The following is a 13,085-nucleotide window of genomic DNA, read 5'->3' on the forward strand; positions in this document are numbered from 1 at the left end:
GCCGTACTTGTGCACCACAGTGCTTAGTGGATTTGTCTGACTCCTGATAAAATGAGCGAGCTTTCCTGATCCCCCGTGCCGCACAATAAGGAGCGAGTATGAAGACAATCATCGAGCCGTTCAAGATCAAGGTGATCGAGAGTATCCGCATGACGACTCGCGAGGAGCGCGAGGCGATGCTGCGCCGGGCGGGCTACAACCTGTTCCTCATTCCTGCCGAGGATGTCCTCATCGATTTGCTGACCGACAGCGGAACCGCTGCCATGAGCTCCAGGCAATGGGCGGCCATGATGGACGGCGACGAAGCCTACGCGGGGAGTCGCTCCTGGTATCACTTCGAGGAAACGGTGCGGGACATCTTCGGTTTCACATATATCATTCCTACGCACCAGGGGCGTGCCGCCGAGCGCATCCTTTTCAGTCTGACCTGCAATCCAGGCGATATCGTGCCCAGCAATACCCATTTTGACACCACGCGTGCGAATATCGAGTACCGGGGAGCAAGAGCAGTGGATCTCGTCATTCCTGAAGGCAGGGAACCGGCGCTGATCCATCCGTTCAAGGGGAATATGGACCTGGAGGCCCTGAAGGGGGTCATCCGGGAGTACGGCAGAGAGAAAATTCCCCTCGTGATGCTTACGATCACGAACAACTCGGGCGGAGGCCAGCCGGTCTCGATGCGCAACATCCGCGAGGTGAGTGAGCTCGCCCGCAGCCATGGTATCCCCCTTTATATTGATGCCTGCCGCTTCGCCGAAAACGCCTACTTTATCAAGCTGCGCGAGCCCGGTTACGAGTCCAAGCCCATTCCCGAGATCGTGCGCGAGATATTCTCCTATGCCGACGGGTGCACCATGTCGGCGAAAAAAGATGGCATGGCCAACATCGGCGGATTTCTCTGTACCAACAACGCCAAACTCGCCGAGCAGGAGAAGGAGTTGCTGATCCTCACTGAGGGTTTCCCCACCTACGGGGGGCTGGCGGGGCGGGACCTGGACGCGATCTCCGTCGGCCTCAGGGAGATCATGCATGAGGACTATCTCAATTACAGGATCGTCTCGACAAGCTACCTCGGCACCCACATTGCCGAACGGGGTGTTCCCATTGTTCAACCCCCCGGAGGGCATGCGATTTATATTGATGCCAAAGGGATGCTTCCCCACATCCCCCCTTGCCGTTATCCGGGGCAGGCTCTCTGCTGCGAACTTTACCGCGCCGGCGGCATCCGATCCGTGGAGATCGGGTCGGTGATGTTCGGCCGGCGCGATGCCGAGACAGGCCAGGAGATTCCCGCGGCCATGGAGCTTGTCCGTCTCGCCATACCTCGCCGGGTTTATACCCAGAGCCACATCGATTACGTGGTCGAGATCATCCTGGACGTTTTTGCACGAAAAGGTTCGCTTCCGGGCTACCGGATTACCTATCAGACCCCGTTTTTGCGTCACTTTACAGCCCGGTTCGAACCACTCAAAGAACAGTGATGAGTACTGACTTAATCACTTCGGACGGTTGTCTTTCACTCATCACTCATGACTCACGACCAAGGTCGATAGCTCATGTCGGAAGACTATGCTCGTTATATTGCGGAGCACACGGTAGCGGAGGATGATTTTCTACGCACCCTGAAGCGTGAGGCGATCGCGGCGGGGCTTCCTCCGATCTGGATTGCATCAGAACAAGGCAGCCTGATGCAGATTCTGTTGCGCCTGATCGGGGCACGGGAAGTCATCGAGGTTGGGACGCTGGCGGGTTACTCTGCGATCTGGATGGCGCGCGCGCTGCCTGCGGGCGGGCATGTGCACACCATCGAGATCTCGGGGAAGCATGCGGACTTTGCGGAACGCTGGGTGGGCAAAGCGGATGTTGCCGAGAAAATCAAGATCTACCGGGGTGCAGGCAAAGACGTTCTTCCCAAGTTCAAAGCAGGTTCGGCCGACGCCATTTTCATCGACGCCGACAAGCCGGGCTACCCGCTCTATCTTCGCCATGGGTTGCGCCTCGTGCGCGCCGGCGGGCTCATCATGGCGGATAACGCCTTTGCGTTCGGTGAGCTGTTCGAGAATAATCCGGAGCGCGAGGAGGTCGATGCCATCCGCGCCTTCAACGAGATCATGGCCCATGAAGCCGGGCTGCAAAGCCTCATTGTCCCGATCGGCGACGGCCTCTGGGTCGCCGTCAGACTCTGAAAGTCGACCTGCGGATGCACGCGCAGAAACGTCGGGAGCTTCTCACTGGTTGGGCTTGATCTGCATCCATAGCGGAGCGCTCAGGTACCATGCGGCTGCAGACACGAGCATCCAGGTCTTGGTCTGAGAAAGGGAAAACCTGTCCGCGAAGAACAGCACGGGAGGCAGGATCGTTGTCACTAGAGCCAGCACGGAAACGAATTGACACAGCTTTTTCATGGTTTGTGCCTCTTCACGGGATGGGCGCGGGAGAAAGCTTCCGCTGATAGATTTTGCTGAAAACTATGTACAGGAAAGCAGCGACAAACCAACCGGGCAGGCTGACGAAGAAGATCTGCACTCCCCCACGCAGCACCAGCCATGTGCACACGCCCAGGGTAAAGAGCCAGGTGGAACCGGCCGCCCAGTTGAAATGTGTGCCCGACACTTCGGCATAATTGCTCTGCAATCCGAGTCTTTTAAAGACCCAGAAATCCAGGAAGACAACTGCGCCCATAGGCATCAGTATCATGCCGTAAAGGGCCACGAAGCCCAGCAGCTTCATGGCAACCGCCGGAAACAGGCCGGCGATGGTGGCAAGTACGCCCGTGATCAGTGTCACCCTGAATATGGACGCCTTCGGAACAATGGACTGGAAAGCAAGCCCAGCCCGATAAATCGTCGGATTTGCCGTGGTCCAGCCGGCCATGATTACGCAGATTATTCCGGCAATGCCGCACGCCTTGTATGCCATGGGGCCGGGCAGCACGTCGATGTTCGCCGGGTTCTCCTTGAGCTGAACGGCATACAGAATGGAGGCAGACAGCCAAGCCATGAAATGGCCAAGGAACATCCCGGACGCGGACGCGATCCCGTACCAGGATTTTTTTGCATAACGGAAGACCGACAGGTCTGCCATGCCGATGTGCATTGCCATGTTGCAGAACCAGGCAAAGAATGTGATATGCCAAAAAGTGAACTTCACCTGGCCCGGCAGAGGATTGCCCCCTTTCCAGATGACTGTCTGTGCCGCGCTCCAGAAGTCGCGCAGCGATGTAACGCCCAGTTGCCGCAAGCCGATCACCCCAAAGGCGACAAAAACAAGTATCATCCAGGGTACTGCGATGTTCGCGAACCGGGCCACGAACTTGTATCCATAAGCTGCCACGAGGGCGATGCACAGCCCAACCACAGAAGCACTGATGATCCAGCCAAGGCTATTGGGATATAGGTCAGTCAAGCCCGGCATCCTGATCTTGAACCATACGCCTGCTGCCGTCGCGGAGACGGTGACCATCGCCCCGGCCAGGAAGCAGAACATGACGCCGTTGGCCAGATTGTAAAGCGTGACAAGCTTCCGGCCGCAGATCTTCTCCAGCTGGTAATAAAGGGTCAACCGGGCGCGGGTTGCGATCGGAGCGGTGATGAAGGTCCAGCTCAGGACGGCGAGCAGATTGCCCAGCAGTAAACCCACAATGAGGTCGAATGCACTCGCGCCGGAAGCCAGAAAAAGCGGACCCAGCATCAGTTCGGTGCCGGCGATGTGTTCTCCCCCGTATTGCCCTACGAAGCTTCCGATGCCGAGCCGCGCCGATTCCGGCACCGGTTCACGTTCGAATTCTTCAACGGGTTCGTGATGGTTATCAGGCATGGCATTCCACTCCAACAACCGGACTCAGCGCCTGGCAAGGACATCGGCCTCGTAGCGTCTGACATCGGACAGCCAGGCGTCACACACGGGAACATTGGCCGCAAGGCAGTAGAAATCCCAGACGGCACCGAAAGGCAGAGTTTTTACTTCCTCAAGGAGCGCGAGGCGCGCCGTGAAATCCTGGTCGATTTCAAGCCGGCGAAGTTGTTCTGTGGGCTCCAGGAGGGCGTTCAGCAGGCCCTTGACCATGCTGCGGGTTCCGATCACCCAGGCGGCTACACGGTTGATGCTGGCATCGAAGTAGTCGAGCCCGATATGCACCCGGCGAAGATAACCGCCGCGGACCAGTTCCAGCGCGATCGCCTGAAGCTCGTCCGTCAGTGTCACCACGTGGTCGCTATCCCAGCGCACTCCGCGGCTGACGTGCAGCAGGATTTCATCCAGGAAGATGAGGACGGAGGAGATCTTGTCGGAAATCGCTTCGGTAGGATGGTAGTGACCGGAATCCAGGCAAAGCAACTTCCTGTGGCGGACCGCGTACCCCAGGTAGAACTCATGCGAGCCGGCGACATAGCTCTCCGAGCCGATGCCGAAAAGCTTGGGCTCGATGGCATCCCGATTGAATCGCGGGCTGATTGGCTCGGCAAAGATCGCATCCAATGACTCAGCCAGCCGCTCGCGCGGCGCCTTCCGGTCAACGGGGGTGTCCTTATAGCCGTCCGGAATCCAGAAGTTGGTTATGCAGGGCGTGCCCAGCGCTTTGCCGATGGCTGCGCCGATTTCGCGACACCGGATCCCATGCTCGACCCAGAACTGCCGGACGGCCTTGTCCTGATGGGTCAGCGTGTAGCCGGCTGCGGCTTTGGGATGGGCGAAGTAAGTCGGATTGAAGTCCATGCCCATCTGTCTCGACTTTGCCCAATCCATCCAGGAGCGGAAATGCCGCGGTTCGAGGGCATTGCGATCCACTCGCTTCCCCCCGGTTTCGGCGTAACAGGCATGGAGATTGAGCCTGTGCCGCCCCGGGATCAGCGAGAGGGCCATGTCCAGGTCGCAGCGGAGTTCATCGGGGTTGCGCGCCTTACCGGGGTAGTTGCCCGTGACGGCGAGCCCTCCTCCAGGTTCATTGCCGTGATGTTCGAAACCGCCGACGTCGTCACCTTGCCAGCAATGAATCGAGACAGGTATCGTCGCCAGAACCTGGAGCGCGCGGTCCGTGTCTACCCCCAACCGGGCGTAACGCTCCCGCGCCTGTCTGTACGACTGCTTGACGGCTTTCGTGAAGTTCGCCATGGAAGCCATCTCCCAGGTGGGCCCAGCGAATTCCTCGATTCTCTCTTCATGTTTCAGAGCAGATGGATGGCAGCCGTGAGAGTGCCAGAACCGGGGAGAAAGATGCAACAGGAAAACACGCTGGCTTGCACAATTGTCTCCAGGTGGCGTAGGATCTTGCCATCTCCCGTGGGAATCACCAAATGTTCATCCAGGTGGGCTCCCGCACGGCGCTGGGCGATCTGAATCAGGAATACCGCGATTCTCTGGCACTGGCCCGAAGCAAGCCTGACCTGAAGGCGCTGGATGCGCAGGTAAAGGCATGGTTCGACAGGCGGGGACAGCAAGGAACCACCCGAAAATGAACGCGGCCAGGCGCACCCCTCGCTGCGCCCGCTGCCTCCGTCGATAGCTCCAGCGGCGGCCGCGTTTCACATTGTTAAACGCCCTGTTTTGTAATGCGATTATTTTTCTTGACATCAGTGAATGACGGGATTAGTGTGGCAACCATAATGTGAGTAACATGGTTTCACATGGTGAGAAGGAATCCTGACATGGATACTCGGCCGCGGGGAGCAGTGGTGTCGCCGTTGAGTGAGAATGCAGCGCCGCTTTCGTCCCGGGCCGAAGGAGCCTTGAAACTGCAGGAGAGCGTGCACCTGCCCCATCCGCCCAATCCCGAAGGATTGGCCAGGATGGATACGGCGGGGATGCGCAGCAGTTTCCTGCTCCCGCGCTTTTTCGAGCAGAATCGAATCATCTTATACCACTCAGAGGTGGATCGCGCTACCGTGGGCGGTGCCGTCCCTGGTTCGGGACCGCTTCTGCTGGTAGCGCCGCCGGAACACAGGTCCGAGTTTTTTGCACAGCGAAGGGAACTCGGGGTCTTCAACATCGGGGGCTCCGGCGTTGTGCGCGTTGATGGAACTGCCTTTTGCCTGGCGCCACGGGACGCCATCTATATAGGCAGCGGCAGCCGGGAAATCCGCTTCGAAAGCGAGGACGGGCGCAAACCGGCGCTGTTCTATTTTGTCAGCTACCCTGCCCACGCTGCCTATCGGACCAGGCGGATTTGTGAGGGCGAGGCCGAAAGATCGTCGCTCGGATCGGCGGCCAACGCAAACTGCCGGACGATCCGCAAGTATATCTGCCCGCCTGAGGTGGAAACATCACAACTGACGATGGGGCTGACCACTCTTGAAGAGGGCAGTGTCTGGAATACCATGCCGGCTCATACGCACCCGCGCAGATCCGAGATCTACTTCTACTTCGACTTGCCGGAAGATGCCATCGTCGTTCATTGTTTCGGGGTACCTCAAGAAACCAGGCACTTACTGGTACGCAACCGCCAGGCTGTGGTTTCACCCAGCTGGTCGATCCACCTCGGCGCCGGCACCTCACGCTATTCGTTCATCTGGGCGATGGGCGGCGAGAACAGAGAGTTCTCCGACATGAATGCGATTCCAATGGATGTGCTGGCCTGACCCACAGGTCGTGCGGCCTGCTTTCGAGAACGCCCGCGGCGGCCACGGATGAGTCAGGTTCTAAAGCTGTATTTGCTTTGCAGCAAATGCGCAGTTATAAAACGGACCAAAGCGCTAACCAGGAGCAAGCATATGAGGCAATCCCATAAACACAGATTTCTCTTTTGGCTTGTTTTTGTATTGGTATTGGGCTCGCTCCCGACAGGCCTGCTGCTGGCTCAGGAAACTCGCGGCAGCATTATGGGCAGAGTTACCGATCAAAGCGGCGCCGTGATTCCCCGGGCGACTGTGGAAGTCCTTAACAAAGCCATGGGCACCAAGACCGCACTGGCAACTAATGAGCAAGGATACTACCAGGCAACATTTTTGACTCCAGGCCTGTATCGGATTGAGGTCCAGGTTCAAGGCTTCAAGAAGTACGAGCGCGACAATATCGAAGTTCGCATCGCCGACCGGCTCGAGGTGAACATCCAGCTGACCGTCGGCCAGTTGGCAGATACGATCACGGTAATGGGCGAGACACCGCTCCTGGAAAGCACGACGGCTTCCCTGGGGCAGGTGATCGATGCGCGCCGCGCCACCGAGTTGCCGCTCGCGCACGGGAACCCATACCAGCTGATCGGGATTGCGGCGGGCGTCGGCTTCACCCGCGATCCAAGGTTGGACCGCCCCTACGAGCCGACGCACATCGTCGGCTATTCAATCGCCGGTACCCGCGCGAACCGCAGCGACCTCACGATTGACGGCATCGCGAGCACGGCCACGGCGAATGCCAACGAGGTAACCGCAACTTACCCGCCGCCGGGTGACATCATCCAGGAATTCAAAGTTCAGACATCGACCTTCGATGCGAGCTTCGGCCAGACCGAAGGCGGCGTCACCAACATCAGCATTAAGTCGGGCACCAACGCGCTGCACGGCACGGCCTATTTCGCAGGCCTGCCGCCGGCAGGCTGGGGATGGGCTGCCAACGACTTCTACGCCAACCGCCTCAATCAAAAGATTGCGACTTTTACCGAAAAACGGTGGGGCGGATCGGCGGGCGGTCCCGTCTATATCCCGCACCTCTACGACGGCAGGAACAAGACATTCTTCATGTTCGGATATGAAGGAATTCACGACAACCGTCCGCGCAACGACGTGACCAATGGCACCGTGCCGAGCGCCAAGATGAAGAAGGGCGATTTCTCGGAACTGCTGGCCATCGGCCCGCAGTACCAGATTTACAATCCGTTCACCCGGAGATCGATAGCCGGCGGCCGAATCCAGGCGGATCCATTCCCAGGCAACATCATTGACCCGGGTTTGCTCAATCCGATTGCTTTGAAAATCCTCTCCTATTATCCGGATCCGCGCTTCACCCCCGTGGATGCCACGGGCCTGGGCAATAACCAGGATCCGGGCCTGGTCGAAGCAGCCAAGTACTACAACTGGACGGTCAAGGTGGATCACAACATAAACGATCGACACCGGATCTTTCTCCGCGCCAGCGCCTATACGAGAAACAGCCTTTACGATAACTACCTCTCCAATTACTTGCTCACGGGCGACGCTTTCCAGTTCTTGGCCAAAAACGGCGTCATCGACGACGTGTACACCTTCGGTCCGACCACCGTGTTGAATGTGAAGTTCGGCTACAGCAGGTTCATTCGGGCAGACAAAACTAATTCCGAAACTGGATTTGATCTGACCAGTTTGGGATTTCCGGCTTCGTACAACGATTCGATTCCGAAGGACATACGTCGCTTCCCGGCAGTCTCGATGACCGGCTACCAGGCCACGGGCCCCGTCGGTTGCGAGTTCAGGCCGGTCGAGATCTATTCGCTCCCCATAACCCTCTCGAAAGCCCAGGGGAGGCACTTCCTCAAGGTCGGCATGGAGTTCCGCGCATATCGCGAAACCGACGGCTTCACGGGTCACAACCAGACGGGTTCGTTTACCTTTGATACAACCTACACCAAGGGGCCATTGGATAATTCAACCGCGGCACCCAGCAGTTTTGGTCAGTCCGTCGCAGCCTTGCTTCTTGGGTTGCCGACCAATGCCAGCTTTGTCAGGCGGGCCGCCAGCTACGCCGAGCAGTCAACCTCCTGGGGTTTCTTTGTACAGGATGATTGGAAGGTCCTTCCGAAGCTGACCCTGAACTTTGGCTTGCGCTGGGAGTTCGAGGGCTCCTTGACGGAGCGATATAATCGCACCGCGACCAGCTTTGACTACAACGCACTCCAGCCTATCAGCGCTCAGGCTGTGGCCAACTACGCCTTGAATCCCGTGACCGAAATCCCGGTAAGCCAGTTCAAAGTGCAGGGCGGACTGATGTTTGCCGGAGTCGGCGGCCAGCCGAGAGGCGCTTATGAAACCCCGAAGAAAAACCTCATGCCGCGGTTTGGGATTGCCTATCAGCTGACTCCCAAGACCGTCATCCGCTCCGGATATGGGATCTTCTTCGGGTTCCTGGGTGAACGGCGCGGCGACGTGATCCAAACCGGGTTTCAGAGAGATACGAATTTTGTTCCCACCACCGATAACATCAACTTTATTGGCACGCTGTCCAATCCATTCCCCAGTGGGATCCTGGAGCCGGTGGGGGCGGCATCAGGCGCCCAGACCTACCTTGGACAGAATCTCAATTATTCAATCCAGGGCCAGGGGATCGCGTTCTTTAATCCGAAACCACAGGTGTCGTACATGCAGCGCTGGCAGTTCGGCATCCAGCGGGAGCTGCCCGGGGGTGTGGTGGTCGAAGCGGCATATATCGGCAACCGCGGCACCCATATCGAGCTCACGAGAGACCTGAATGTGACGCCGCAGAAATATCTGAGCACACTCTCGACCCGTGATGCGACTGTCATCAACTACCTGACGTTTAATTTCACGAATCCGTTTTATGGACTCGCGTGGCCGGCGGGTGCGACCAGCACGTTCACGGGAAAAACTATTGCGCGCGAGCGGCTGATGCGCCCATTCCCCGCTTTCGGCACCGTATCCACAACCACGAACGAAGGGTATTCCTGGTACCATGGGGCGGAACTGAAGGTAGAAAAGAGATTCTCCAAAGGGTACTCTGTGGTTTTGAACTACACCCGTTCTAAATCCATGCAGGCCACGGAGCTCCTGAATCAGGACGATCCCAGACCCACTGAGATGATATCCGATCTTGACACACCGAGCCGGTTGTCGCTAAGTGCCCTCTTGGAATTCCCGTTCGGGCCGGGCAAGCCGTTCCAGGTGACAAGTAATGCCGTCCTGTCGCGCATTATCGGCGGCTGGCAGCTTTCTCCGATTTACACATATCAGAGCGGCGTGCCCATCCAATTCGGTACGGATTTCTTCTTCAATGGCGATCCCACAACCATGGCACTTCCCTCGGACCAGCGTACGGTTACCCGCTGGTTCAATACCGCCAATTTCGTGACCGCCTCCACCGCACAGCCGGACCATCATGTGCGGACGATGCCGCTGAGATTCTCCGGAGTTCGCTATCAGAATTTTAGCAACTGGGATTTCTCGCTCATCAAGAACACGAAGCTCACGGAAGGGAAGAGTATTCAATTCAAGATCGAGGCATTGAATGCCATGAACCATCCGTTGCTGAACAACGGCACGGTCACCGCAACCGTAAACCCCACATCCACTGCTTTCGGTTCCACGGTGGGAAAGAATATGGGGAATTACGCGCGCCGATTCCAGCTCGGACTGAAGTTCATCTTCTAGTCAACTCGCTTCGCCGCAGGGGCGCGCTACCGCGCGCCCCTGCTTCTCTCCTTTCCTGAAGCTTCTCCTTCCCCGCCCATGCAAACGATTCAAAGGAGCAACGTCTTGATCCGCAAGGGTTTTGTAATGAGTGTAACTCCCAAACATGCAACGGAATATCGCAGGCGCCACAACCCCATCTGGCCGGAGCTCGCGGATGTGCTAAAGCAGCATGGAGTATTGAGCTACTCCATATTCCTCCATCCCGAAACGCACCAGCTGTTTGCCTACGTAGAAATTGAGGACGAGGAGAAATGGAAGACCGTGACACGGACAGAAGTCTGCCGCAGGTGGTGGGCTCATATGAAGGAAATCATGCCTTCAAATCCCGACAACAGTCCGGTTGCGATCGAGCTGCAGGAGGTGTTTCATATAGAGAAATAGTAATTGGGTAGATAGCATCCCAGGTCTGCAGCCAAACACATGACGATCCGCCATTGGGCTATGCGACGAGACCGATCCACAGGCGTCCGCGGAGGAGGATTTCGATCCGTAGCCACTCAACAGGTGTATAGTGATACCGAAAAACGTAATCAGCAGCACTTCTTGGAAGTTCAAGCCGGCCGGCTGCAACCAGGACAGGGACGAGGGGATGAAAATCCAGCGGCGCAATTTCCTCAAAACCCTCTTGGTGTCGGGCGCTCTCATCAAGAACAGGCCATGGGCTGTAAGCTTGATGGACCGCGCGAGTTTAGTCAGGCGTCATAATCCGATACTGCAAGAACTTGATCCGCTCTCCCCGTTGTCCCTCGGCAACGGGGAATTCGCTTTCACTGCGGACATCACCGGGCTACAGACATTCCCGCAATCATACGAGAATTCAACGCCGCTGTGCACGATGTCGCAGTGGGGATGGCACACCTCGCCTCTTCCTCCGGGGCTCGATCTGGAACATTTCCGCCTCACCCCATACGATACTCATGGCCGCAAAGTCGGATATCCGACAAGCGGCGACGGGCAAAGCGGGCTCTACGACTGGCTTCGCGAAAATCCCCATCGGCTCCACCTCGGCCGGATCGGCCTGCGGCTATCCCTGCCTGGGGGGAGGGAGCTTCAGCCGCAGGATCTCACAGACATCGAACAGAAGCTGGACCTCTGGGCCGGCATCTTGACGAGCCATTTCACGATTGAAGGAAAACCGGTAACTGTCAAGTCTGCCGTGCACCCTGACCGGGATCTCCTGTCTGTGGCTATCGAATCCCCGCTGATCGCAGCGGAGCGGCTCGCCGTCCGGTTCAGTTTTCCCTACGGCTCGCCCAGCATGCAAGCTGCCGATTGGAGACTGCCTGACAGGCATCGAACTCTGATGACAAATCAAGCGCCGGGCCGTGCGGAACTCCACAGATTTTTGGATGCCGACGAGTATTTCGTGGCGATCAGCTGGAGCGGGCAGGCCACATGGACGCCTGAAGCAGAGCATCAGTTCATTCTGACTCCTGCAAGACAGAATTCGCGCTTCGAATTCGTCGCAGCGTTTGCCTCGCGCCCTCCCGACAAGTCGCTGCCGAGCACATCGTCTGCTTTTGTCGACAGTTCGAGGCACTGGGAGCGCCTCTGGACCGATGGCGGCGCCGTCGAACTGGCCGACAGCCGTGACCGCCGGGCGCCGGAGCTCGAGCGGCGCATTGTGCTCTCGCAATACCTCACAGCGATCCAGTGCGCCGGATCCATGCCGCCTCAGGAAACCGGGCTGACGGTCAACAGCTGGTATGGGAAGTTTCACCTGGAGATGCACTGGTGGCACGCCGCCCACTTCGCTTTGTGGAACCGGATCCGCCTGCTGGAGAAGAGCCTTGGCTGGTATCTCTCGACTCTGCCTTCCGCTCGCGACACGGCGCAGCTACAGGGCTACGCCGGCGCCAGGTGGCCCAAGATGGTGGGCCCGGAAGGGAAAGACAGTCCTTCACCCATCGGCCCATTGTTGATCTGGCAGCAGCCTCATCCGATATTTTTCGCCGAACTCTGCTACCGCGCCCACGGCAATCGCGAAACGCTCGAGCGCTATCGCCCAATTGTCTTTGAAACAGCGACGTTCATGGCTTCTTTCGCTTCCTTAGATGCAAAGACACGACGCTACTTTCTGGGCCCGCCTGTCATACCGGCACAGGAAAACCATCCGGCTGCCGAGACCTGGAATCCCACCTTTGAGTTGTCATATTGGCGCTATGGACTGAAGCTCGCACAGCGCTGGCGCCGGCGGCTTGGAATAAAACCTGATCCGGTCTGGGATGAAATCATTTCTAATCTGTCGCAGCTTCCGGTGCGGGGCGGTGTCTATCTCGCTCACGAGAATTGCCCGCAGACATATACGGAACGAAATTCCGACCACCCGTCCATGCTTGGCGCGTTCGGCATGTTGCCCGGCGACGGTGTTAACCGCGTGACCATGCGCCGAACGTTGATCAAGGTAATGAACGAGTGGCAATGGGACAAGACCTGGGGATGGGACTATCCACTTACGGCAATGACTGCAGCGCGGTGCGGCGAGCAGAAACTGGCAGTCGACGCGTTGCTGATGCCGACCGGCAAGAACCGCTTTCTGCCCAATGGACACAACTGGCAGCGGGAAAACCTGCCATGTTATCTTCCGGGCAACGGCGGCTTGCTTTATGCCGTGGCAATGATGTCGGCGGGATGGCAGGGAGCGCCGCAGACCCATGCTCCTGGCTTTCCTTCGGACGGTTCCTGGACTGTTCGATGGGAGAAACTGGCACCGGCGCCTTGAAAATGAGGCGACTGTTCCGGAAATTATTCTTGGGG

10 protein-coding genes are annotated in these 13,085 nt (G+C 57.9%); 7 read left to right on the plus strand and 3 right to left on the minus strand.

What is annotated here, in order from left to right:
* Positions 1-98: 98 nt before the first annotated feature.
* Together LAP85_06815 and LAP85_06820 are read left to right on the plus strand one after the other, a co-directional pair.
* Positions 99-1,481, plus strand: coding sequence for a tryptophanase (locus LAP85_06815; GenBank protein ID MBZ5496098.1), 1,383 nt, complete (start codon positions 99-101; stop codon positions 1,479-1,481).
* A gap of 75 nt (positions 1,482-1,556) precedes the next feature.
* Positions 1,557-2,186: an O-methyltransferase gene (locus tag LAP85_06820; protein ID MBZ5496099.1), complete on the plus strand. Its 630-nt coding sequence runs from the start codon at positions 1,557-1,559 to the stop codon at positions 2,184-2,186.
* A 42-nt stretch (positions 2,187-2,228) separates the two neighbouring features.
* On the opposite strand, the gene LAP85_06825 is transcribed toward LAP85_06820, so the two are convergent.
* The 3 genes from LAP85_06825 to LAP85_06835 are packed head-to-tail and all read right to left on the minus strand — an operon-like array spanning position 2,229 to position 5,109.
* Entirely contained in the window at positions 2,229-2,405 is a 177-nt protein-coding gene (locus LAP85_06825) for a hypothetical protein (protein MBZ5496100.1), read from the minus strand.
* Positions 2,406-2,418: 13 nt separating this feature from the next.
* Positions 2,419-3,816 carry a hypothetical protein gene (locus LAP85_06830; GenBank protein ID MBZ5496101.1) on the minus strand — a complete coding sequence of 466 codons (1,398 nt, stop codon included), beginning with the start codon at positions 3,814-3,816 and terminating at the stop codon, positions 2,419-2,421.
* A 24-nt stretch (positions 3,817-3,840) separates the two neighbouring features.
* Positions 3,841-5,109, minus strand: coding sequence for an L-rhamnose isomerase (locus LAP85_06835; protein ID MBZ5496102.1), 1,269 nt, complete (start codon positions 5,107-5,109; stop codon positions 3,841-3,843).
* 182 nt (positions 5,110-5,291) lie between these two features.
* Between LAP85_06835 and LAP85_06840 the strand changes: the two genes are divergently transcribed.
* From LAP85_06840 to LAP85_06860, 5 genes are all read left to right on the plus strand, one after another.
* Positions 5,292-5,453: a hypothetical protein gene (locus LAP85_06840; GenBank protein ID MBZ5496103.1), complete on the plus strand. Its 162-nt coding sequence runs from the start codon at positions 5,292-5,294 to the stop codon at positions 5,451-5,453.
* Positions 5,454-5,642: 189 nt separating this feature from the next.
* Positions 5,643-6,572 (plus strand): 5-dehydro-4-deoxy-D-glucuronate isomerase, encoded by a 930-nt coding sequence (kduI, locus tag LAP85_06845; GenBank protein MBZ5496104.1) that lies wholly within the window; start codon positions 5,643-5,645, stop codon positions 6,570-6,572.
* Positions 6,573-6,704: 132 nt separating this feature from the next.
* Positions 6,705-10,286, plus strand: coding sequence for a TonB-dependent receptor (locus LAP85_06850; protein ID MBZ5496105.1), 3,582 nt, complete (start codon positions 6,705-6,707; stop codon positions 10,284-10,286).
* Positions 10,287-10,391: 105 nt separating this feature from the next.
* Complete coding sequence (gene rhaM / locus LAP85_06855; protein MBZ5496106.1) at positions 10,392-10,709, plus strand: L-rhamnose mutarotase; 318 nt, start codon at positions 10,392-10,394, stop codon at positions 10,707-10,709.
* A gap of 292 nt (positions 10,710-11,001) precedes the next feature.
* Positions 11,002-13,050: a glycoside hydrolase family 65 gene (locus LAP85_06860; protein ID MBZ5496107.1), complete on the plus strand. Its 2,049-nt coding sequence runs from the start codon at positions 11,002-11,004 to the stop codon at positions 13,048-13,050.
* Positions 13,051-13,085: the final 35 nt, after the last annotated feature.

This window comes from Terriglobia bacterium (genome assembly GCA_020072565.1).
GTDB lineage: Bacteria > Acidobacteriota > UBA6911 > UBA6911 > UBA6911 > JAFNAG01.